The following is a 23,480-nucleotide window of genomic DNA, read 5'->3' on the forward strand; positions in this document are numbered from 1 at the left end:
ACCGATCGAGGCGATGTGATCAGCAAGGTCAGCGGGAGGAGACAATGCAGAGACGTCAGCTACTTGCCGGGGCCGCCGCACTTCTTTCAGTTCCCAATCTCGCCAGCGCCGAAGCGAGCGACGTTCGCATCGCGCGTCAGCCGAGTATCGGTCACCTGCCCCTGATGATCATGGAAGAACGGGAGCTGCTTCAGAAGCAGGCTGCCGCCAGAGGTCTCGGCCGCATCGGCGTCGATTACGTCACGCTGGCCGGCGGCGCAGCCATGAACGATGCGCTTCTATCGAATGCCATCCAGTTCGCTGCAGGTGGCGTCCCGCCGATGATCCTCCTCTGGTCGAAAACGGCCGGCAGCAGCCTCGAAGTCAAAGGCATGGCCGCCATGAATTCGATGCCGCTTCTGATGAATACCAACAACCCCGCGATCAAATCCCTGAAGGATTTCAAGAGGACCGACAAAATTGCGCTGCCTGCCGTCAAGGTATCTGTCCAGGCCGTCTTTCTTCAGATGGCAGCCGAAAAAGAGCTCGGCGAGGACCATCGCAACGACCTGGACCAGCTGACGGTCACGCTTTCACACCCGGACGGCATGGCGGCTCTGTTCGCAGGCCAGGAAATAACAGCCCACTTCACGGCTGCACCGATCCAGGAACTCGAAGCCCGCAGGCCCGGCATCCGAACCATCCTGAACTCATTCGATATTCTGGGGATGCCCTCGACTTTCAATGTCGTGTGGGCGTCTTCGAAGTTCGTGAATGCCAATCCGAAGATCAGCGAAGCATTCATGGCAGCTTTGGAGGAGGCCATCGGCATCATCCAAGCCGACAAAAAGGCCGCCGCGGCGAGCTATCTCCGGCTCGCGAAGGATCCGAGCGATGCTGCGCTCATCGAGCAAATCTTGAACGACCCACAGGTCAGGTTCACGACCACGCCGCAGGCAATGGCGAAATATTACGAGTTCATGTATCGAACCCGTCTGATTTCGCGCAGTCCGAAGATCTGGACCGATCTATTTTTCCCGTTCTTGCACGCAAAGGATGGAAACTGATCGGCGCCCGTGCAGCCGCCCAATCACGCTGAGGAAGGACGAGAGCGGAAAGGATCTCGTCGGAACGTCGGAAGAAATCGCCAAATGATTGGCTTTCAGCAACGGGATCGCCGCTAGATCATGACCTCGGGCTACTCCGAGAGCACGAGAGCAGAAGCCTTGGCGATCGAGACAGCACCTTCCTCTACGGCAAACTTGAAAATCCTTGAACGATAGCTTGAGAAATTTTCAATCTAAACATATTTTAGTTGAATTAATTCAAGATACAAAAGAGTGTTATTCTGCGCTTATGAGTATGCGCAAATAGAAACGGAGCGATCGGAGAAGCCCAAGCAAAACACGGCCGCCTCGGATCGAGAGAAAACACATCGGCGAAATCGAGCATTGCCGACGCGCGATCAGAATAGGTTTGAGATAAAAACCAGCGCTTCCACTGAAAAATACCAATATACAAACAGAAAAACAAAATAAAAATAATATAAAAGCGCGATCAACGTTATCGCACGGAGGAAATCGTGGACCTGAACACGCCACTGCTGGAGGTCGACGGCGTGACCCTCCAGTACAAAACGCCACAACACCTGGTCACGGCAACGTATCGCGTCGACTTCAAGATCTGGCCGAGCGATCGCTTCGTTCTTCTGGGCCCATCCGGTTGCGGAAAATCGACCCTCCTCAAGGCTGTCGGCGGCTACATGGCCCCGACGGAGGGTGAAATCCGATTGCGAGGGCGCCTGGTCACCGATCCGGGGCCTGACCGGATGATGGTGTTCCAGGAGTTCGACCAGCTGCTGCCCTGGAAGACGGTGAAGCAGAATGTCGTTTTTGCTCTCGAAGCCTCAAGGCGACTCTCGGGTCGCGAGGCCGAGGAACGGGCAAACCACTACATCGACAAGGTCAATCTCACGAAGTTTGCCGACAGCTACCCCCACATGCTGTCGGGCGGAATGAAGCAGCGCGTCGCCATCGCCAGGGGCATGGCGATGGAGCCGGACATCCTGCTGATGGACGAGCCATTTGCAGCACTCGATGCCCTGACCCGGCGCCGAATGCAGGACGAGCTGATGAGCCTCTGGGAAGGCACGCGCTTCACGGTCCTGTTCGTCACCCACTCCATTCCCGAAGCCATCAAGATCGGCTCGCGCATTCTCCTGCTCTCTCCCCATCCCGGAGAGGTGAAGGCGGAGCTCAATACAGCGACCTCGCCGAGCGAGGCGATGGAGCTGGAAGGCCGTATTCAACACATGCTCTTCTCGGAGCAGATCGAGGTGGCCGAGAATGTCTAGCGTCGTACACCGTCTCCATTCCGCGCCCCCCGAAGCGACGGCACAGCATCAGGCCAGGCCCGAATTCATACGGCAAGATCCTGTCGGCCAGCCCACGACGGTCGTCGAAAAGCCCCTCTCGCTCGCCGAGCGGCTCTACAATCAAGCCTGGCTTCGGAAACTCGCGATCCTCGTGGTCCTGGCGCTGATCTGGGAGTGCTACGGCCGCTACCTCGACAATGACCTGTTGTTTCCGACCTTCTCCGCCACCGTATCGGCTTTCGTGAAGGGGATGGCCGACGGAACCCTGCCGGCACGCATCTGGGGATCGCTCAAGGTCCTGCTGATGGGCTACGCCGCGGGCGTCGTCCTCGCGACGGTGCTCACGGGCGTCGCCATTGCGTCGCGGATCGGAACGGATCTCCTCGAGACCCTGACCTCGATGTTCAATCCGCTCCCGGCGATCGCGCTTCTGCCGCTCGCTCTGATCTGGTTCGGACTCGGGAACGGAAGCCTCGTCTTCGTCCTGGTTCACTCCGTCACCTGGGCCATCGCCCTGAACACCCATTCGGGGTTCCTGTCCGTCAGTCGAACCCTGAAGATGGTCGGCAGGAACTACGGCCTCTCGGGTGCGAGTCTGATCCGGAAGATCCTGATCCCAGCTGCCTTCCCGAGCATCCTGACCGGCCTCAAGGTCGGCTGGGCGTTCGCGTGGCGAACCCTGATCGCGGCCGAGCTCGTCTTCGGCGTCAGTTCGGGATCCGGGGGGCTCGGTTGGTTCATCTATGAAAACAAGAACATGCTCGACATCCCGAACGTGTTCGCCGGCCTTCTGACCGTCATCCTCATCGGCCTCGTCGTCGAAAACCTCATCTTCCAGACCATCGAACGCAAGACCATCGGCCGGTGGGGCATGCTGACCTGACGACGTTCCGCCACAACCAAAACAGAACATCGCTCAGGGGTGGATGCGCATGAAACCAGGACACTTCATCAGATCGATCGGTGCTGTCGCGATCCTCGTCGCGAGCATCCCGGCGGCGTCCGCCGAGGTCGCGACCGTGCGGCTCGCCCGGCAATTCGGCATCTCGTATCTGCCGTTGACCCTGATGCAGGAGCTGAACATGCTGGAAAAGCGCGCCAAGGAGCAGGGTCTCGACGTGAAGACCGAATGGCTGCGCTTCACCGGCGGCTCGGGAATGAATGAGGCCTTGCTCGCGGGAAACCTGGACTTCGCCTCGGGTGGCGTCGGGCCGTTTCTGACGATTTGGGGGAAAACGACCACCAATCTGAAGGTCAAGGGCGTCGCCGCCTTGAATGCCATGCCGCTCTGGCTCGTCTCCGTGAATCCAAATGCGAAGTCGCTCAAGGATCTAGGCCCGGGCGACAAGATCGCGCTGCCGACCGCGAAGACGTCGATCCAGGCGATCACGCTGCAGATGGCTGCGGCGAAGATGTTCGGGGAGAAGGAGGCCAGCAAGTTCGATTCTCTGACCGTTTCGATGGGCCATCCCGACGCCCAGGTCGCCATGCTCGGCGGCAAATCGGAGATTACCGGCCATTTCGGCTCTCCGCCGTTTCAAGAGCAGGAGATGAAGGATCCGCGCGCGCACAAGATCGTCGATAGCTTCGACGTTCTCGGCGGTCCCCACACCTTCAATCTCGTCTGGGCGTCGAGCAAGTTCGTGACGGCCAATCCGAAGGTGACGGCAGCGTTCATCGCCGCCTTGGAGGACAGCCTGAAGCTCATCCGCGATGAGCCGGCCAAGGCCATCGAGATCTGGATCAAAGCCGAGAACGTGAAGCTGAATCCGGCCGAGGCGGCAGAGATCCTCAAATCGCCCCAGAACGAGTGGACCACGCGTCCGAAACGCATGCTCTCCTATCTGGACTTCATGAACCGGGTCGGGCTCGTCTCCGCGAAGGCTTCGAGCGAAGCGGAGCTCTTCTTCCCGAGTGACGCGGTGACGGGTCCAGGCGACGGGGCCGCCACGCGCTGAGCGGCGGAGGTCTCGGCTCGTTCGGCGACCGAGATGAGATGGGTGTAGCAGGTCCCGCGCCGGCGATCGGCGCTGGTATCAGACCGAGGGTAGCGACAGAAGCCGCCGTGCTTCGGTCGCCTTCGCCACGCGCCGCCCCCGGCTTTCCGCCATCTCGGCCAAGCGGGCGACGAGCTCCGCATTGCTGCGCGCGAGCCGGGTGCGGTCGAAGCGCAGGTTGTCCTCGAGCCCGGTACGGCAGTGGCCTCCGAGTTCCAGGCACCATTCGTTCATGTCGAGCTGCGCGCGGCCGATCCCGGCACCGGCCCAGGTCGCGTCCGGCATGATCTCGCGCAATTCCGAGACCAGGAATTCGAGCAGTCGCCGCCGCGGCGGCAGGGCATTCGGCACCCCCATCACGAACTGCACGTGGACGGGCGCCTTGAGCAGGCCGCGATCGAGCAACGCCTTGGCGCTGTAGAGCATCGCCGCATCGAAGACCTCGATCTCCGGCTTGACGTCGTGCTCGAGCATGGAGCGAGCGAGATCCTCCACGAGCTGCGGCGGATTCTCGTAGATCTGGTTGGGGAAGTTGACCGAGCCGGTCGAGAGGGAGGCCATGTCCGGCCGCAGGGCTACGCAACGCCCGCGCTCCGCCTGGCTACGCCCCCGCCCGCCGGTGGAGTGCTGGACGATCATGTCGGGGCAGTGCCGGCGGACGCCTTCCTGGACTTCCTGAAAGAGCGCGGGATCGGAGCTCGGGCTCTCGTCGGGGTTGCGGACGTGGATGTGAGCGACCGCGGCGCCTGCCTCGTAGGCTTCGTGGATCGCCTCGATCTGCTCGGGCGGACGTACCGGCACTGCCGGCGAGTCGGCCTTCTTCGGGATCGCACCCGTGATCGCGACGGTGATGATGACGGGCTCGGTCACGGGCGTTTCCTCGAATGGCTCGGCGCGTCGGTCATGCCGATGCAGAGCACCCGACCGACGCTCCAAGCGCCGGCGCGCTGTGGCTGACGGTGTCGATCATGGCCTCGCCAAATTCCGGATTGCAAGATGATTCATTTCAGTATTTGATATTTGTTCGATATGGAGGAAACATAATGCAGACCCTCCCTGAAGCATTCTGGATTCGACGATGACGGGACGCTTGAACGGGTCGGCGGCGATCGTGACGGGCGGCGCCAAGGGTATCGGGCGCATTACCGTCGAGATGTTCCTCGCGGAGGGAGCCCGAGTCTGTGCCTTCGATATCGAGGCGCCGGACTCGGCCAGTGTCACAGAGCTGCGCGCAGCCGTCGCGGACTGCGGCGACCGGTTCGTCTACTCGCGCGTCGACGTCACGTCCGAGGCGGATGTGGGGCGCGGGGTCGAGGCGGCGATCGCGTCCCTGGGCGGGATCGACATCCTCGTGAACAACGCGGGCAAAGGACCCGATCCCACACCGGTCGAAAACCTATCCCTGGTCGACTGGGACGCCGCGCTCCGGCTTAACCTCACCAGCGCCTTCCTGTGCGCGCGGGCGGTGATTCCGCACATGAAGCAGCGCCGATCGGGCCGGATCATCAACCTCGCCTCCCAGGCCGGCCGCAGCAAGAGCGAAGTCTCGAACCTGCCCTACGCCAGCGCCAAGGCCGGCGTCCTCGGCTTCACGCGCAACCTCGCTCATGAGGTCGGCTCGTTCGGGATCACCGTGAATGCCGTCGCGCCCGGCGTGACGCTGACCGAACGCATCGCCGACAAGCTCGCGCGACGGGCGGATCGCGAGGCCCTCACCGATGCCATTCCCCTGCGCCGCTTCGGGGACGCGCGCGACGTCGCCGGCGCCATCCTCTTTCTCGCTTCGTCGGATGCCGCCTACGTCACGGGTGCCACCATCGACGTGAACGGCGGGCGGACCATGATGTGACGTGCCGCGGAGGTGTTTCGTGCGACGGTTAGCAATCGGACTTGCGGCCCTGCTCCTGCTCTGCGGCCCGGTGCCTCGTGCGCGCGCCGAACAAGGCGAGTTGCGGATCGCCTACCAGTTCGGCCTTCTGTTCCTGCCTCTCGTGATCATGGACAAGGAAAAGCTCGTCGACGTCGCTGCGCGCGAGGCTGGGCTCAGTGCGCTGAAAACCAGCTACATCCAGATGGCGGGCGGTAGCGACATGAACAGCGCCCTCCTGTCGGGGGCGATCGACATCGGCTCCGGGGGTGTCCCGCCGTTCCTGATCATGTGGTCGCGCACCCGCGGCAATGCCGACGTCAAGGGCGTGGTCGCGATGTGCGCGATGCCGATCAACCTCAACACGCGCGATCCGAACCTGAAGAGCATCGCGGACCTCACAGACCGCAACAAGATCGCGATGCCCGCGGCCCGCGTCTCGATCCAGGCGATCATGCTCCAGATGGCCGCGGAGAAGGCCTTTGGCCCGCAGGGGTTCAACCGGCTCGACAATCTCGGGGTCGGCCTCTCCCATCCGATGGCCATGTCGATGCTGCTCTCAGGCCAGGGCGAGATCGATCTGCATTTCGCCTCGCCGCCCTACAACTATCAGGAGCTCGACGATCCCCGGATCCACTCGATCCTGAACTCGCACGACCTTCTCGGCAACGCGACCTTCGAGGTGCTGTGGGCGACGCGGAAATTCGTCGAGGGCAACCCGCTTTTGTACAAGGTCTTCGTCACGGCCTTCCAGCGCGCCGTCGACCTCATCAATCGCGATCCCGGCAAGGCCGCCGAGATCTACCTGCGAGATTCCAAGGAGAAGCTGACGGTCGAGCAGATCGTCCAGATCTTGCAGGACCCGCAGGTCGAGTACACGACGACCCCGAAGCACATCGACCGCTATTCCGATTTTCTCCATCGCACGGGGCAGTTGAAGGCCCGCCCCTCTGGCCCGGATGAGCTGTTCTTCCCGCGTCCCGATGCGGCCGGCCATTCGGCCGAATGAATTAGGCGGGATCTCACGAGGACGGAAGCGACGAGAATGTCGGACATCAATCGGGTTGCCGTCATCGGGTGCGGCACGATCGGGATGAGTTGGGCGAGCCTGTTTCTCGCGCACGGTCTCGAAGTCCAGGCCTACGATCCGGCGCCGGGCCGGGAAGCGCCCCTGCGTGACTTCATCGCTGTCGCGACCACCTCCATCGGGCGTCCCGTGCCTGCTGACACGACTGCGTTGCGCTGGTGCATGGAGCTGGAGGACGCGGTCGGCAATGTCGAATTCGTCCAGGAGAACGGGCCCGACGCCGAGGACGCGAAGAGGACGTTGCTCGCCGCCATCGACCGGCTGACACCCGCCCACAGCGTCATCGCGACGAGCACGTCCTCGCAGATTCGTAGCGCGATCACCGCGGACTGCCGGCACCCGGAACGGCACATCGTTGCACATCCCTTCAACCCGCCGCACCTCGTTCCCCTCGTGGAGATCCTCGGCGGAGCTGATTGGGCGGTGGAGCGCTCGACCGCTCTATACCGGCGCCTCGGCCGACACCCGATCGTCATGCGGCGCGAGATGCGCGGTCACATCGCCAACCGCCTTACCTCCGCCCTGTGGCGTGAGGCGCTGTTCATCCTGCAGGAAGGCGGCGCGAGCGTTGCTGATATCGACGACGCGGTACGCTACGGCCCCGGGCTGCGCTGGGCCATCATGGGCCCGTACCTGACCTACCATCTCGCCGGAGGTCCGGGTGGCATCCGCCACTTCCTCGACCATCTGTTACCGGGCCACGTCAAGCGCTGGGCCGAGCTCGGGACCCCGGTCCTCGATGCGGATCTAGAGGCAAAGATCGTGCAGGGCGTGCTTGAAGCTCTCGGAGACCGCTCAATCGCGGATTGCATGCGCGCTCGCGACGCGATGCTCGTTGCCCTCGCCTCGCTAAGCTCTGCAGCGGACGATGCCCAAGACGACCTGCGCGGAGACGCTTAGCCTGCTCTGAAGCGATGGGACTGCTATCGACCAAGGGCAGCCCGCGCAGATCTTGCGCCCATACGAGTTCCAAATTTCCGGCGCGCGAGCGGAAATCAGACTTTCGACTTCGCGCTTAGCCTAACTGGTTTCGATCGCCTTATTGCTTCAGCCGACCATACTGCGCGTAGGAAATGACGATCCCTACGCTAGCTAATTGCTGGATCCCCAAGGGGGCTGATCATACCCGGAGCATCGGCGCATCATGGACAGGATCCTGACCCGCATCGGCACCCCCCCGATCCCGACGCGACGCCAGCTTCTTAGAACCGGGGCATCGGCAGCGGCCATAGGCACCGAACTTCTCGGAGCGGGTCCAGCCCGCGCGGAGGCGTCCGAGTTGCGGATCGCCAAGCAGCCGGGCTTGTCCTATCTGCCGGCCGCGGTCGCGGAGCATCTGGGCCTCGTCGAGAAGCACGCCACGGCTGCGGGGCTCTCCGACGTCAAGGTGAGCTGGACCCGGCTGACGAGCGGCGGTGCGAGCAACGACGCGCTGCTGTCGGGCAGTGTCGACATGGTGATCAGCGGCGGCCCGAACATGCTGATCCTCTGGGGCAAGACATCCGGGCGAGTGAAGGGCGTCGTCTGCACGGGCGCGTTGCCAATGAAGCTCGTGAGCAACAATCCGAATGTCCACTCGCTCGCAGATTTCACCGCCACGGATCGGATCGCCACGCCGACGATCCGAGTTGGAACCCAACCCACGGTGCTCGGCATCGCGGTCGAGAAAGCTTTCGGCCTGAATGCCCTCGAGCGCTTCAATGCGATGACGATCGCGATGGGCCATCCCGACGCGATGATTGCACTGCAGAACAAGGGCACCAACGTCACGGCGCATTTTTCTTTGCCGCCTTTCCAGGAACAGGAACTCGCTTTACCGGGCGTGCACACGGTGCTCGATTCGGTGAACGTGATGGGCGGCCCGATCACCAATGGCTGCGTGTACAGCACCACGACCTTCCACGATGCCAACCCGAAGCTGACCGCCGCCTTCGTCGCCGCGATCCGTGAGGCGATCGCTTTGATCGGGCAGGACAAGCGCCGCGCTGCCGAAATCTATCTCGCCGTCAACAAGGAGAAGATCTCGGTCGACGAGCTGACGGACCTCATCGGACGACCGGAGATGGTCTTCACAGCGGCCCCCGCAAATCTGCTTCCCGCCGCGCAATTCTTTTCCCGGGCCGGCTATATCAAGCAGAAGCCGAACGATTGGCGGGAATTCTTCTTCCCTGAAGTTCACGACCTAGGGGGGAGCTGACGAAGTGAGGACGGTCGAGACGCGCCTGGTCGGCAGAGACGGACGCCGATCAACTCGACCGACAGAAATAAACCACGGCTTCCGAGCGCCGCTCGGCGCCAGCGCGACGGCAGGAATGGGCCGATACCCACAACGCTCCAAAGTCTGCTTCAACTTCTTGACGAACGCAAAGTGGCCGTTCCGCTCTCGGCCTCTGTCGTCGCTTCATCTCCAACTCCTCCAGTCCAAGCTGATCCTCTCATTCAGCCCGGTCCAAAGCCAGCCGGTCAGGACACGACCTACGGCCCAGCGAACGACGTTAAAAGCTGGCAGTCACCCATTAACGGCGGAGCAACGGCTAAAGCGACGTCCGCTTACGGGCATGGCGGCGGAGGATCGGAACGACTGACTCGGGTCGATCCATGACGGAAGTGCGACGTCTGCTTCGCCGCCTCGGGCAGCTCAAAGCCGCCGGTCAGCTATCGGCCAGATCCGGTCGTCCGTATCGCGCCCGATGCCGCGCTTCACTTCGGATGTGAAGTGCCAGGCGTGATCAACGCATCAGGTCGTTGCGAGAGGTCTGATCCGTGCGGCGACCTTGTGCGACGCCGTTTCCCGAAGTTGCGCCTCGATCGCTGCGTTGGCACGGCCGCGCAGCATCTTCGTTGCCTCGACTTCGTCAAACGTGTCGGGGAAGCGCCGGCCCAGCCAGAGATAGGCGGCAGCGAGTTTGACCGTGCGCTCGAGGTAGCCGAGTTCGCCGTCGACGCTGGCCCGCAGCGCTGGGACGGAAGCGCCTGCCGCGCGGGCCTGTACCCAGCGGTCGAGCACCGCTTTCGAAGCCGCGTCGCGCCGGTCGATCGGGGCGACCGCGAAGGCGAAAGCCTCGCGGATCGGTAGACGCGCCTTGTCGACCGCGCGCGCGGCCTCCAGCGACTCCTCCATCTCGGAGGGTTGGAACGGCGAGCCGTCGTAGAAGGTCGCGCGCGAGAAGTGGGTCAGGACTTCGGCAAGTGACTCGGTGCCGAGCTCCAGGGCCGCTGCCTCGATCGCGATCAAGTCCGGCCGTACGTAGAACCGAGTGTCGGCGGCGGGTGCCGTCGGGGCTCCGGCGAGCGCGCTGCGGATCGGTCCGAGGCTCGCATCGTCCGTGGCCGAGACGTGGCCCTTGTCCTGATGGCCGAAACGTCCGGCCCGGCCGGCGATCTGGCGGATCTCGGGGTTGGTGAGCGCGCGGGTGGTGGTGCCGTCCCACTTCGTGACCGAGGAGAAGATCACGCGCTTGAGCGGCCCGAGGTTAAGGCCCATCCCGATCGCGTCGGTGGTGACCAGCACCTCGGCTTCGCCGTTGCGGAATCGTCCCGCCTCAGCGCGGCGCACCTCCGGCGACAGAGCGCCGTAGATCGTCGCGACGCTCCGCCCGGCCGCCACCAGGGTCTCGCGGATCTCGTGCACGGCGCGGCGCGAGAAAGCGACGACGGCGTCACCAGGCTGCACGGTTTCGAGGGGGACAGGCGCATCCAGCGCCACCAGCGGAGTCTTGCGCTCGAAGGTCACCACGTCGAGCGATTCACCGGCCGCTTCCGCCGCGCGGCGGACATGCGACAGGGCATCGTCCGAGCCGCAGACGATGACGGTGTTCGCCGGGATCCCGAACAGCGCGTTGGTCCAGGCCCAGCCGCGGTCTGGGTCGGACAGCATCTGGATCTCGTCGATCACCGCGACATCCACCGGGCGACGCAGATCCGCCGTCTCGATGGTACGTGCCGTGTGGCTGGGGTCGGGCTCGCCCAGAACCTCCTCGCCGGTGACCATGCCGGCGCGGAGCCCGCGCTCAAGCAACGCTTCATAGTTCTCCAGCGCAAGGAGGCGCAGCGGCGCGAGATAGGTGCCGGTCTGGGCCTTCGCCAGCACTTCTAGCGCCGCGTAGGTCTTGCCGGAATTGGTCGGACCCATGTGGAAGACGATCCGCCGGTTCATCCGACGGGCGGGCACGAACTTGTCGATATAGCCGCCGAACCCGACCCGGTCGCGCAGGCGCCGCCGGCCGGATTCCTCGCGCGCCACGACCTTCGCCCGGGTGCGGACGGTCTTGAGCGTGTCACCGATGACGTGTGCGAGGTTCGGCGAAGGCGTGAAGACCCTCGCGCGGAGCGATCGATCGAGATGTGCGATGTAGGTCGGCGCATCCGCACCGATTTCGTGAAGGTCGGCGCGAATCTGGTCTCGCAGCCGCGCGACCGTCCGGCGCAACGTGCCTTCGAGTTCCACGGTGGTCTCGGCAAGAGCCGCGCGCAGGCCGTCCAGCCGTCGTGTCGGGTCGTTGCCCAACGCCATCTCCTCCAGGATCTCTTCGGCCGTCTCGCCCGGCGGAACATCGAGGCGGAGATCGAGCCGACCGTCGTCCAGGAGCGGGATGCTCACCCGAAGCCTCCAGACGACAGCGTCGTCGCGCCCCGGTTCGGACCGCAGAGCCGGGATCGTCGAACGAAGGGCGGCGACGCCCGTTTCGGCGAAGGCGCGCCGTGCACCACCGTCCCGGAGAGCGGCGGCGACCGCTTCGTCCTCGACGAATCCGTTGTGCTCGGGCAGCTCCATGCGAAGGCGCAGGGCCTCGCGGTCTATCGCAGCGGCGCCGATGCCGAGCCGATGCAGAGCATCTGCCAGGATGTCGGTCGTCAGGTGGTTACGCTTGCGGGCCATGCCCTACCTTTCCGATCGCACTGCTGCAGATCAAGGGCGCGAGGGCGGCGCGTCTCGGGGAACTGCCATGCTGCCGACCCCCGATTGCATTGGCCGCCCCGGAGAGGAGGTGTGTCGCGTCGCGGGGCAGTGAGAGAAGCGCGACCGGATGGCGTCTTGGCTCCCCGGCCTGGGCTTCGCGGGCGTGATGTCGCGCAGGTCGTATTTTCGCCCACTCGTACTCTGCGAATGTCTCAGTGAGTGGTTTTGCTACCGCCCGGTTGCAAACAGTCGAGCCTGAAACGCGGACACCGTAACAGCGCTGTTCCTGTTAAGCCGGCAGCCGCGGCGAACGTGGTGCGGAGTTGCGCGTCTAGGTCACGCGCCACCGGAGATGTTAGCGATCTGTGCCGTGATGCCGATCCGAGAGCATGTGACAGTTAGGGTGCGTCGATATCTCGGGTGCCTTGAAAAGTGATCTCGCCTGCCGCGGGACGGTCGAACTCAACGGCTGCGGTTTCGCTTGGGCTCGAGAACACGCACGGTCGAGGCTTCTGCGAGCGCGCTTCGCTCAAGTGGGCCGTCATCGGCTTCACGGTTGGACGTAATCCCACACTTTGGAAATGACGACCGACCCCTCGCCGACGGATGACGCAACACGCTTGACGGAGCCCGCACGCACGTCCCCCACCGCGAAGATACCCGGGTGCGATGTGCCATAGGGCGAGCCTCCATCGGTCGCATCTCCGGTCAACACGAACCCATGGCTGTCGAGCGCGACGAGGCCCGAAAGCCAGCTCGTATTGGGGGCGGCGCCGACCATGATGAACAGCGCGCAGGTCGAGACCGTCCGTTCCGTTCCATCACCAGCGTTTTGGATCGTCACCGCATCGAGGCGATCATCGCCGTGAAGACCGCTGACCTCGGCGCCGTACTCGATGGTGATCGCCGGATCCGCCTCGAGCCGGCTCGACAGGTAGCTCGACATGGAGGTGGCGAGCGACTGCCCACGCACCAGAAGGCGGACGTGTCTGGCCGAGCGGCTGAGATACATCGCAGCCTGCCCAGCCGAGTTGCCGCCGCCGATGACGACCGCCTCGGCATCCTTGCAATAGCGGCTCTCGTTCTCCGTCGCGGCATAGTAGATGCCCGCACCCTCGAACGCCTCGAGCCGATCGATCGGTAGCCGGCGGTATTGGACACCGGTGGCAACGATAACCGCACGACCTCGAACGCGCTGGTCGTTGTCGAACGTCGCGCAGAAGGCTCCGTCGTCGAGCCGCTCAAGTTTGACGACCCGGCGCGGCATCGCAAACCGCGTCCCGAACTTCAACGCCTGGACCTCGCCTCGCCAAACGAGATCGGCGCCGGAGATTCCCGTCGGAAACCCCATGTAGTTCTCGATCCGGCTCGACGTGCCGGCTTGGCCGCCGATCGCGAGATCCTCGATGACTAACGCGCGAAGTCCTTCCGCTCCGGCATAGACGCCGGCCGCGACGCCCGCCGGGCCGCCGCCGACGATGAGGACGTCGAATGCCTCGTCGTCGAGGAGGTTGTAGTTGAGGCCGAGAAGCTGGCCGACCTTGGCCGGCGTCGGATCCGCTACGACGATTTCCCGACCGAAGATGACGGCCGGCCGATCGGGCGTCGCCGAGCAGCTTCTCGCGACGGCACGCGCTTCCTCGCTACCCAGCACGTACGACCGATACGGGAAGCGGTTGCGGCTCGCGAACTCCGCGATCCGCCGCACGACTCGGTCCTCGTCCTCACCGATCAGCACAAGCGTGCCGTCGCGCGAGTCCAACTGCCGCCGGCGCCGCGCAGCAAGGACCGTTATGACGATGTCCGACATCTCGGGGATCTCGGACATGAGACGCAGCATATCCCGCCGAGGCACCTCGATGGTGTTGGTATCCTTCGATGCCCGCATCGGCATCGACCAGTTACCGCCGTGCAGCAGGGCGATCTCACCCATGAACTGCGTCGGGCCGAGGGTGGACGGGACGTGTCGCTCGCCCGTGAAGGGGTCCACCACTTCGACCTCGCCCTCCTCGACATAGACGAATCGGTCGGCCGGCTCGCCAGCACGAGCGAGGAACGTTCCGGTTGGATAGTGTCGCTCGGATCCTAAGGCGCGGATTGCGGCGACGTGCGATGCCGAGAGGGGTACGCGCTGCATCTCGCGCAGGTCGCGGCCGATCGTTTCCATGGTTCGCCCCCGTCACATGCGGTCGATGATGCACTGCATGGATCGAGCCTTCGATTGTGACGATGAGCCGTTCCTGGTCAATCGAGGCCAGACACGTGACTGCGGACCTTACCCATCTCGACGCGACGAAGCCGGCTCTCCCGGCGGAGGACATTGGGGCGCTCCATCTGTCTCAGGGGATGTCGGCCGGTTGCCGTCATCTGACGGACCTAAGATGGCGCGTCCGATTTGCTCGCAAAACCCGAATAAGATCGAAGAAAACATTCGATGTTTTCGAAATGATCCGATGAGACGCGCCGCTGTCGATGTGGAGAACTAGATTCGTTTGAGGATGATGCTCGCATTGACCCCACCGAACCCGAAGCCGTTGGACAGGGCGTAGTCCACATGCGCGCGTCGCGCCTCCGGCCCGATGAGATCCAGGCCAACCGCAGCTTCGTCGGGTTCGGTGAGATTCAGCGTAGGTGGCAGAACGCCCTCTCGTAGCGTCTGCACCGTGATGATCGCCTCCAGACCACCAGCGGCACCGAGAAGATGGCCGGTCGCAGACTTCGTGGACGAAATTGCCGGGCAGGCCTCGCCGAATACAGATCTCATTGCGGCCAGTTCGCCGGCGTCACCAACCGGCGTGGCCGTTGCGTGGGCGTTCACGTAGCCGATGTCGGCGGGCTCGAGACCAGCCATTGCGAGGGCCGTAGTGATTGCGCGGCGGGCGCCGCTGCCATCCGGTGGCCCAGCGGTAAGGTGGTAGGCGTCTGCGCTGGTGCCGTACCCGACCAGCTCGGCCAACGGGACGGCGCCACGTGCCTTCGCGTGCAACAGCGTCTCCAGCACGAGGATGCCGGCACCCTCTCCCATGACGAAGCCGTCGCGGCTTCGGTCGAAGGGGCGGGAGGCAGCTTCCGGGGTGTCGTTGTAGGCCGTCGACAGACTGCGCGCCGCGGCGAAGCCGCCGAGCGCGACGCGGTTCACGCAGGCCTCCGCGCCACCGCAGACGACGACGTCCGCTTCGCCGCTTCGGATGAGGCGCATGGCGTCCCCGATGGCCTGCACGCTCGCCGCGCAGGCGGTGACGGGGGCTCCGAGGGGGCCCTTGAAGCCGTATCGGATGGAAACGTGCCCGGCGGCCAGATTGACCAGAAAGGCCGGCACAGTGAACGGCGACAGGCGCGGCGCTCCGCGCGAGCGCACGGTCTCGACCGCGTCCGTGATGGTCTGGAATCCTCCGACGCCGGAAGCGATGACGGTCGCGGTTCGTGTTCTCTCGTGCTCGCTGGAAGGCTGCCACCCCGATTGGCGGAGTGCCTGATCCGCCGCCGAAAGCGTGAACTGGATGAAGCGGTCCATTTTCCGGCGATCCTTGACCGGGATGAGCGCATCCGGATCGAAGCCGTCCGGGTGCTCTTCCTTCGACGGCACCAAGCCGGCCACCTTTGCGTCGATGTCGGGAACGATGTCGTCCGGGAGACGCCGAAGGCCGGATTCGGACGCGATCAGGCGGCGCCACATCCCTTCGACGCTGCAACCGAGGGGAGAGGCGACCCCCATGCCGGTGACGACGATCGGCTCGCGCATGGTGATCCTCTTGGTGCGGCGTTGCGGGACGGAACGGGCGTTGCGGGGAACGCTTTGATCCTCGGGCGGCGACCTAAATCCGTCCGGTCGGGCTGTCGGTGGTCGCTCACGATCGGCTGCCGGCTCGGCGCTCTTCGCGAACGGCTCACGAGGTGACGGAAGCCTTTGCCGCCTCGATCAGGTCGCTGGCCAACGTCTCGTCGTCGACTGCCCTTGCCAGGACGATCGCTCCGACGAGGGTCGACAGTGTCGACAGGGAACGCCTTCTGCGGCGCTCTTTGGATGACCGAGGCGTCAGCTCGGCGAGGATAGCGGCGAGACGTTCGACGCCTCGGGTGAACCGCGATCGGACCACACTTCCAAGAGGCTCCCGCGCGACGTCGTTCGCGAGGGCCGCGAGAGGACACCCTTTTCCGGGCGCTTTGACGTGGGCGAGAGACAGGTAGTTCGCGATGATCGTGTCGACGCTGCCCCTGTATTCCTCCGCGAGCGCGGAATCGAACGCCTCCGCCGCAAGGGCATCCTTGTTCGCGAACTGGCCGTAGAAGCCGCCGTGGGTCAGACCGGCGGCGGACATGATGTCCGCGACACCGATTCCGTGGAGACCACGCTCGCGGAACAAAGCCGCCGCGACTTCGACCACGCGCTGACGGTTGAGCCTGGCCTGCTCCTGCGAGACTTTCGGCATTCCTCGATCCTCCAGACCCGGTGACGGCTACGTCGTCCGGGTCACGACCCGGCCTGCATCGTGATTCCATCCGGAACGGGATCGACGCTACCCCCGCGCGGCTCCCGCGCCACCCTGAACCAGAGCGCGTAGAGCGCCGGCAGGAACAGCAGCGTCAGGAGCGTTCCTACGCCGACGCCACCGATCAGGACGTAGGCCAGTGCGCCCCAGAAGACCGAGTGGGTCAGGGGAATGAAGGCGAGCATGGCCGCCGCCGCCGTCAGGATGACGGGCCGGGCCCGACGGACGGTGGATTCGACGATGGCTTCATAGTCCGACAGCCCGCTCGCGCGGTCGTGGTGGATCTGATCGACGAGGATCAAGGTGTTGCGCATCAAGATACCCGACAGCGCGATCAACCCCAGGATCGCGTTGAAGCCGAAGGGCTGGTGGAAGATCAAAAGCGTCGGGACGGCGCCGACGAGACCAAGCGGTGCCGTCGCGAAGACCATGAACATCGTCGAGAACGAGCGCACCTGAAGCATGATGACGGTGAGCGTCACGATGAGCATCACGGGAAATACCGCGACCAGAGCGGTCATGGCCTTGGCGCTCTCTTCGACGGCGCCGGCGGTATCGATCCGGTAGCCCGGCGGCAGCCGCGCCTTGATCGGATCGAGCAGCGGCAGGATCTGAGCGTGGATGTCCGGGGGCTGCTTGCCATCCAGCACGTCGCCCTGCACCCGGATGTAGGTCTCGCGGTTGTAGCGCTTGAGCACCGCGTCCTCGTTTCGGGTCTCCAGCCGCGCGACTTGGGATACCGGCACCTGCCTGCCGTCCCGGGTGGCCAGCGTCAGGTCACCGATCTCTCCGAGCGAACGCCGCTCGGGACCGGGGCTGCGGAGCAGGACGTCGACGGAGCGCAGATTCTCGCGGACTTGGGTCGCGGGCGTGCCGTTGAGATAGCTCTGCAGCTGCTGGCCGGTCTCCTTCGGGGTCAGGCCGATGAGACGCAGGCGTTCCTGGTCGAGGCCGAGATGCAGGCTCGGGGTCTTGTCGCCCCAGTCGAGATGGACCAGCCGCATGTTCGGATTGGCCGCCATGACCTCCCGCACTTCGGCGGCGATGCCGCGGATGACGTCGAGGTCGGGGCCGACCACCCGGAAGGCGACGGGGAAGCGGATCGGCGGCCCAAAGACGATCTGGAGCACGCGCACGCGGGCTTCGGGGAAAAGCCCATCGTCGACGAGCTTGCGGACCTTGATCCGAAGGGCGTCGCGGGTCGCGGAGTCAGCGCTCTGCACGACGATCTGCGCGAAAGCAGGATCGGGCAGTTCGGGATCGAAGGACAGCACGAAGCGCGGCATCCCCTGACCGATATAGCTCGTGATCTCGCGTGCTTCCGGCAACGCGCGAACGGCAGCCTCGACCTTCTTCACGGTGGCCTCGGTCGTCCCGAAGGCCGAGCCCGTCGGCAGCGTTACCTCGACGATGAGCTCGGCGCGCTCGGAATTCGGGAAGAACTGCTTTTCGACCTTGCCCATGCCGACGACCGCCGCCGCGAACAGGGCCACGGTGATCCCAGCCGCCATCCACTTGTGGTCGACCGACAAGCGCACGACCCGTCGCAAGCGCTGATAGTTCCGGGTGGCGTAGATCGCCGCGTGGCCTCCGGCCACCGCTTTGATGTCGGGCAGAAGCTTCACGCCGAGATAGGGCGTGAAGGTCACGGCCACGATCCAGGAGACGATGAGGCAAAAAGCGACGACCCAGAAGATGTTGCCGGCATATTCGCCGGCGGTGGAGGCCGCGAAGCCGACCGGCAGGAAGCCTGCGATGGTGACGAGGGTCCCCGTCAGCATGGGCGCCGCGGTCGCACTCCAGGCATAGGTCGCGGCTTCGATCCGATCCGCACCTTCCTCCATGCGCACCACCATCATCTCGATGGCGATGATGGCGTCGTCGACGAGGAGGCCGAGCGAGATGATCAGGGCGCCCAGCGTGATGCGATCGAAGTCGCGCCCGGTGAGCATCATCACCACGAACACCGCCGAGAGCGTCAGAGGCACCGCGAGCGCCACGACGATGCCGACCCGGAACCCGAGGGCGACGAGGCTCACGAAGATCACCACCGAGAGCGCAGTGAGGAACTTCACCATGAACTCGTGAATGGCGTCGTCGATGATCTTCGCCTGGTCGGTGATCTTGGAGAAGGAGACGCCCGCCGGCAGGTCGTGGTGGATCGCCACTTCCTCGGCGTTCAGGGCCTCACCGAGGCTCAGGCCGTTGAAGCCGGGCTTCATGACGAGACCGAGCATCAGCGCCGGCTCGCCGTCGTTGCGGATCTCGAAGACCTTGGGGTCTTCGTAGCCGCGCTTCACCTCGGCGATGTCCCCGAGCTTGAGGCTACGGTCGCCGGCGATGACGGGAAGGTTCCTGATCGTGTCGAGTCCGTCGATGGCACCGTCGAGTCGCAGATAGACCCTGGGCCCCGCGGCCTCGACGAAACCGGCCGGAGTCACGTCATTCTGGTTCGCGAGTGCGGCGAGCAATTGCTGGCCGGTGATGCCGAGGGTCGCGAGGCGCTGGTAGGAGATCTCGACGTAGATCTTCTGGGCCTGCTCGCCGAGGATGTTGATCTTCTCGACGCCGGCCACGCGCAGCAGGCGCTGACGCAGGTCTTCGGCCCGAAGCACCAGCTGCCGGTGCGGGCCTTGGGCCTGAAGGGCGTATAGGGCGAAGTAGACGTCGGAGAACTCGTCGTTGAACAGGGGGCCCATCACGCCGCGCGGCAGGGTGGAAGCCTGATCGGACAGCTTCTTGCGGGCTTGATAGAACTCGGCCTGCAGCTTGGCCGGCGGCATGCTGTCCTTGAAGTAGACTTTCATCAGCATCAGGCCTGGCCGGACCGTCGTCTCGACGCGGTCGTAATAGACGAGCTCCTGCAGGCGCTTCTCCAAGGGGTCCGCGACCTGCCGCTGCATCTCCGAGGTGGTCGCACCGGGCCATGCAGCGGAGACGGACATCGTCTTGACGGTGAAGACGGGATCCTCGGCACGGCCGAGCTTCTCGAACGCGAAGAAGCCCGCTGCCGTCACCGCGATCAGAAGGAACAGCGTCACGGCCCGTTCGCGGACCGCCAACGCCGACAGGTTGAAGCCGATCATCGGACGACGCCCGTCATGCTGGCCGGCGCCATCCGCACCTTCTCGCCCTCCTTCAGAAGGTGGGCACCGAGCGCCACGATGAGATCACCGGGATGGAGGCCTGAGACGATTTCCGCATTCTCCTCGGCCATCCGTGCGACGGCGACCGATTGCCCCGCCACGGTCCCGGTCTGGGCGTCGTAGCGCCAGACCGCGGAACCGCTTCCGCGATCGAACAGAGCGGTGAGCGGCACCTCGACCGCTGCCGTCCGCTTGGTGTCGGCCGACTTGAGCTGGAGCGTGACGGTGGCGCCGAGCGGGGCTGTCTCGCCGCCTCCCGCCAGGATGTAGCGTGCCCGATAGGTCCGCGTGGCGGGATCGGCCGTGGCGGACAGCTCGCGCAAATGTGCGGGATAGGTCCCTTCGCTCTCCGCATAGAGCGTCGCCGAGGCAGCTCCCTGCGCCAGGTGCTTGCTGCCCTCGGGCAGGAACACCTCTGCCTCCCGGGCCCCGTCGCGGGCGAGCTTCACCACCGTCTGCCCGGCCGCAACCACCTGCCCGGGCTCCGACGGCACCTCCATCACCACACCGTCTGCATCGGCCTGGAGTTCGGAATAGCCGGCCTGGTTGGAGACCTGGCTGGCCTGCGCCTCGGCGTTGGCGAACTGGGCGATGGCTGCATCGGCCGCCCCCTTGTTCTGGTCGTAGGTCTGCTTCGAGGTCCAACCGTCGCCGACGAGCTTGCGGCTGCGCTCCTCGTCGGCCTTTGCCTTGATCATCTGGGCGCGTGCCGCTTCGACGGACGCCCGCGCAGCCGCGAGCGCGAGGGTGAAGTCGGTCCGGTCCAGGCGCATCAACGGCTGTCCGCGCGACACGCGATCTCCCGGATCGACGAGGCGCTCGAAGATCTTGCCTGAGACCCGGAACCCGAGATTGCTCTCGGTGCGGGCACGGATGACGCCGGTGTACCGGGAAACGCCGCCGGTGCTCGAAGCGACCTTGATGGTCTGGACCAGCGGCGGCTCGGCCTTCACCGCAGTCTCGGCCGGCGAGCACGCCGCGAGGGCAAACCCCATGAGCACCAGCGCCGATCTCGCACCCATCTTACGTCCTCGCCTGCGGCATCAATCGACCGTAAACATTACGATCATCATTTATTATGGCACTCGTTCATCGTCAATGCCGGTGCTCCTCACATGTCCGAACCCCTCGATTGCGAAGTCGCCGGCCGGCACGCGATCGGATCGGTCGACTGCCGCCATCCGCAGACGGCTTGCTGTTCGCCCAACACTTCCGCCGGACTCGAAAGAACCATTCCATCGTCGCGACAGATATCAGGCGGCTTCAGCAGTCCTGTTGTAGCGACCGTTGCGTCCAACGAACTTCGAAATGCCTCGATGGCGCGACCCGGTCACGCCCTCCTTTCTAGCGCCAAGCCACCTGCACCCGCGGCGATGCACGCGAGGGCCGCGACGACGACGGCCGTATGAAAGGCCCCGACGAGCTCCTCTCCGCGCGCCGCGAGGATGCTGCCGATCAAACCCGTAGCGAGGAGGCCACCCGCCCGCGCCACGGCGCTGTTGAACCCCGCCGCCGATCCGCTGTGCCGGTCGTCGACGGAGGCGAGCACTGCGGTGGTCAACGGAGCGACCGCGCATGCCATTCCTATGGCAGTGAGGGCGAGGCCCGGAAAAACGGTGCTCCAGTAGCCGGATCCTGCTCCCGTCCGGAGAAGGAGAAGGAAGCCTGCGGCGACTATCAGTGGGCCGCCGATAAGAAGCGTACGTGATCCCATCCTTCCAGCGAGGCCGCCGAGGATTGGAGATCCGACGGCGATGATGGCGGGTAGGGGCAGCAAGGCCGCGCCGGCGGCCGTACTCGAATAGCCGGCGCCCTCGATCAGGACATACGGCACCAGGATCAGCATGACCCCGAGCGCGCCGTAGAGGAGGAACGTCAGCAGGGTCAGGCCGGCGAATGACCACGTGCCGAACAGGGCAGGGGGCATCATCGCCCGGTTGCCCAGCCTCCGCTCCCAGGCGACGAAGCCGACGAGCAGCAATGCTCCCGCGAAAAGCAGTCCGGACGGCCCGAGAGCGGAATGGCCTTTCTCGGATCCGGAGATCAGCCCCCACGTCGCCGCCCCCAGCCCCGACGTCGCCAGCATGGCCCCGACGATGTCGAGCGGTTCACCGTCGCTTTCCCCATCTCTGCGAACGTAGAGCCACGCGAGGACGACGGCGCCCAAGGCGAGCGGCAGGTTGATCAAGAAGATCGCCCGCCAGCCGATCCAGTCGATGAGCCATCCCCCGAAAAGGGGACCGAGCGCCGCGGTCGCTGCTCCGGCCGCCGACCAGATGCCCACCGCACGACCGCGCTTTTCGCCGCTGAAAGTGTCGTTCAGGATGGCGAGACTGTTCGGCAGGAGAAGTGCCGCGCCGCAACCCTGGACGATCCGGGCCACGACGAGGGTGCCGAGATTCGAAGCGAGCCCGCAGGCAATGGATGCGATGCCGAACAACGAGACGCCGAGGATCAGGGTCCGACGACGGCCGATCCGATCACCGACGGCCCCGCCGAGAAGGAGGAGGGCCGTGAGCGGCAGCAGATAGCCGTTGATGACCCACTGCAGCCCGGCTGCACCACTCCCGAGATCGCGGTCCAGTGCGACCAGGCCGACGTTTACGACCGAGCCGTCAACGAACGAAAGGCTCGACGCGAGAATGCAGGTCGCCAGCGTCAGCGAGGGATGGTGAAGGACGCTCTCGTCCGCCCCATCCCCGCGCACATCGCCAATCTGTCGATCCACGCCGGGGTGGGGTCCGCTCATCGGTTTCGAGACCGCACCGAGCGCTTCAGCTCTGTCGCGGCATCCCGAGATAGTCGAGCTTGCCGATCGGAACGCCGACATGGCGAAGAATGTCGTAGGCGGTCGTGACGTGGAAGAAGAAGTTCGGCAGGGCGAAGTGGAGCAGGTAGGCATCACCCGGGAGCGTGGTCTTGGAGGCGCCGCCTCCGAAGGTGATCTGCCGCGTCTCGCTGCCCTCGAAGGCGTCGAGGCCCACGCTCTCCAGATACGCGATCGTCTTCGCGCATCTCGCCTGGAGTTCGTCGAGCGTCGTTTCCTCGTCGGCGAAGGAGGGGCCGTCGACGCCGGTCAGGCGGGCGGCGGCGAACTTCGCCGTATCGCTCGCCCGCTGGATCTGTCCGGACAAGGGATACATGTCCGGCGCGAGGCGGCCCGCCACGATGGTCGCGCGGTCGAGGCCGTTCGCATCCGCATGAGCGGCTCCCTTGCCGAGCAACGTCGAGAGGACGCCGAGCCCGCGCGTCAACACTGGGATGGAGGCCTGATACATCGACAATGGCATTGAGATGATCTCCGGTGCCGTGAGCGTTCGATCGCGACGACTGATGCCTCTACTCCCGCAATCCGCGCTCGGCGAGGGCGCCGATGGCTCAAACGGCCACGCCGAGCCGTTTACCGATCTCCTCGATCGACGCCAGTCTAAAGTCCCAGGCGTCCAACCCAGCGCCAAGCTCGCCGCAAGCTTGGCCGTACTTGTTTCGTTCTGAACAGTATTGGAGGACGCCGATCCGGCGTCCTCCTTCATCTCCAAAGCTCAGCTTAAGGTCTGTTGCGAGCAGTTCTGCTTGCGAAAAGAAACCTCAGTGAAGTTTTAGCAACTTCTCCTCCGAGCGATGCTCAACTAGTGAGCCC

At 64.7% G+C, this 23,480-nt stretch carries 17 protein-coding genes; 8 read left to right on the forward strand and 9 right to left on the reverse strand.

The genetic code is table 11. The annotated features are described in order from the left end of the window. Window positions 1–44: 44 nt before the first annotated feature. From GGR33_RS21235 to GGR33_RS21250, 4 genes are all read left to right on the forward strand, one after another. On the forward strand, window positions 45–1,046 hold the full coding sequence (locus tag GGR33_RS21235; protein WP_183509063.1) for an ABC transporter substrate-binding protein: 1,002 nt from the start codon (window positions 45–47) through the stop codon (window positions 1,044–1,046). Between the two features lie 515 nt (window positions 1,047–1,561). Next, window positions 1,562–2,332, forward strand: a complete 771-nt coding sequence (locus tag GGR33_RS21240) for an ABC transporter ATP-binding protein (RefSeq protein WP_183509065.1) — start codon at window positions 1,562–1,564, stop codon at window positions 2,330–2,332. Beyond that, window positions 2,325–3,236, forward strand: a complete 912-nt coding sequence (locus GGR33_RS21245; RefSeq protein ID WP_246413353.1) for an ABC transporter permease — start codon at window positions 2,325–2,327, stop codon at window positions 3,234–3,236. Before GGR33_RS21240 ends, GGR33_RS21245 begins: the two co-directional genes overlap by 8 nt. Before the next feature lie 49 nt (window positions 3,237–3,285). Further along, a complete protein-coding gene (locus tag GGR33_RS21250) occupies window positions 3,286–4,311 on the forward strand; it encodes an ABC transporter substrate-binding protein (protein WP_183509067.1) in 1,026 nt (341 codons plus the stop codon). Window positions 4,312–4,389: 78 nt separating this feature from the next. Here GGR33_RS21250 and GGR33_RS21255 read toward each other — a convergent pair whose 3' ends face one another. Next, window positions 4,390–5,220, reverse strand: a complete 831-nt coding sequence (locus GGR33_RS21255) for a 3-oxoadipate:acetyl-CoA acetyltransferase (RefSeq protein WP_183509069.1) — start codon at window positions 5,218–5,220, stop codon at window positions 4,390–4,392. 208 nt (window positions 5,221–5,428) lie between these two features. Between GGR33_RS21255 and GGR33_RS21260 the strand changes: the two genes are divergently transcribed. The 4 genes from GGR33_RS21260 to GGR33_RS21275 all read left to right on the forward strand — a co-directional run bounded on the left by GGR33_RS21260 (window position 5,429) and on the right by GGR33_RS21275 (window position 9,501). Further along, entirely contained in the window at window positions 5,429–6,199 is a 771-nt protein-coding gene (locus tag GGR33_RS21260; RefSeq protein WP_183509071.1) for an SDR family NAD(P)-dependent oxidoreductase, read from the forward strand. A 19-nt stretch (window positions 6,200–6,218) separates the two neighbouring features. After that, the gene (locus GGR33_RS21265; RefSeq protein ID WP_284211758.1) at window positions 6,219–7,226 is read left to right on the forward strand and encodes an ABC transporter substrate-binding protein; all 1,008 of its coding nucleotides are present in this window, start codon (window positions 6,219–6,221) and stop codon (window positions 7,224–7,226) included. Window positions 7,227–7,262: 36 nt separating this feature from the next. Further along, window positions 7,263–8,204 carry a 3-hydroxyacyl-CoA dehydrogenase NAD-binding domain-containing protein gene (locus tag GGR33_RS21270; protein ID WP_183509075.1) on the forward strand — a complete coding sequence of 314 codons (942 nt, stop codon included), beginning with the start codon at window positions 7,263–7,265 and terminating at the stop codon, window positions 8,202–8,204. Between the two features lie 244 nt (window positions 8,205–8,448). Beyond that, on the forward strand, window positions 8,449–9,501 hold the full coding sequence (locus GGR33_RS21275; RefSeq protein WP_183509077.1) for an ABC transporter substrate-binding protein: 1,053 nt from the start codon (window positions 8,449–8,451) through the stop codon (window positions 9,499–9,501). Window positions 9,502–10,041: 540 nt separating this feature from the next. On the opposite strand, the gene GGR33_RS21280 is transcribed toward GGR33_RS21275, so the two are convergent. The 8 genes from GGR33_RS21280 to GGR33_RS21315 all read right to left on the reverse strand — a co-directional run bounded on the left by GGR33_RS21280 (window position 10,042) and on the right by GGR33_RS21315 (window position 23,130). Continuing rightward, a complete protein-coding gene (locus GGR33_RS21280; protein WP_183509079.1) occupies window positions 10,042–12,183 on the reverse strand; it encodes a helicase-related protein in 2,142 nt (713 codons plus the stop codon). A gap of 571 nt (window positions 12,184–12,754) precedes the next feature. Further along, window positions 12,755–14,371: an FAD-dependent oxidoreductase gene (locus tag GGR33_RS21285; protein ID WP_183509081.1), complete on the reverse strand. Its 1,617-nt coding sequence runs from the start codon at window positions 14,369–14,371 to the stop codon at window positions 12,755–12,757. A gap of 315 nt (window positions 14,372–14,686) precedes the next feature. Then, window positions 14,687–15,946, reverse strand: a complete 1,260-nt coding sequence (fabF, locus tag GGR33_RS21290; protein WP_183509083.1) for a beta-ketoacyl-ACP synthase II — start codon at window positions 15,944–15,946, stop codon at window positions 14,687–14,689. Window positions 15,947–16,091: 145 nt separating this feature from the next. Next, window positions 16,092–16,634 carry a TetR/AcrR family transcriptional regulator gene (locus GGR33_RS21295; protein ID WP_183509085.1) on the reverse strand — a complete coding sequence of 181 codons (543 nt, stop codon included), beginning with the start codon at window positions 16,632–16,634 and terminating at the stop codon, window positions 16,092–16,094. Between the two features lie 41 nt (window positions 16,635–16,675). After that, entirely contained in the window at window positions 16,676–19,780 is a 3,105-nt protein-coding gene (locus tag GGR33_RS21300) for an efflux RND transporter permease subunit (protein ID WP_183509087.1), read from the reverse strand. Then, entirely contained in the window at window positions 19,777–20,862 is a 1,086-nt protein-coding gene (locus GGR33_RS21305) for an efflux RND transporter periplasmic adaptor subunit (protein WP_183509089.1), read from the reverse strand. Before GGR33_RS21305 ends, GGR33_RS21300 begins: the two co-directional genes overlap by 4 nt. A 308-nt stretch (window positions 20,863–21,170) precedes the next feature. Next, a complete protein-coding gene (locus tag GGR33_RS21310) occupies window positions 21,171–22,568 on the reverse strand; it encodes an MFS transporter (protein WP_284211762.1) in 1,398 nt (465 codons plus the stop codon). Between the two features lie 46 nt (window positions 22,569–22,614). Next, window positions 22,615–23,130: a DUF1993 domain-containing protein gene (locus GGR33_RS21315; protein WP_183509093.1), complete on the reverse strand. Its 516-nt coding sequence runs from the start codon at window positions 23,128–23,130 to the stop codon at window positions 22,615–22,617. Window positions 23,131–23,480 lie beyond the last annotated feature (350 nt).

This window comes from Methylobacterium brachythecii (assembly GCF_014196345.1).
Lineage (GTDB): Bacteria > Pseudomonadota > Alphaproteobacteria > Rhizobiales > Beijerinckiaceae > Methylobacterium > Methylobacterium brachythecii.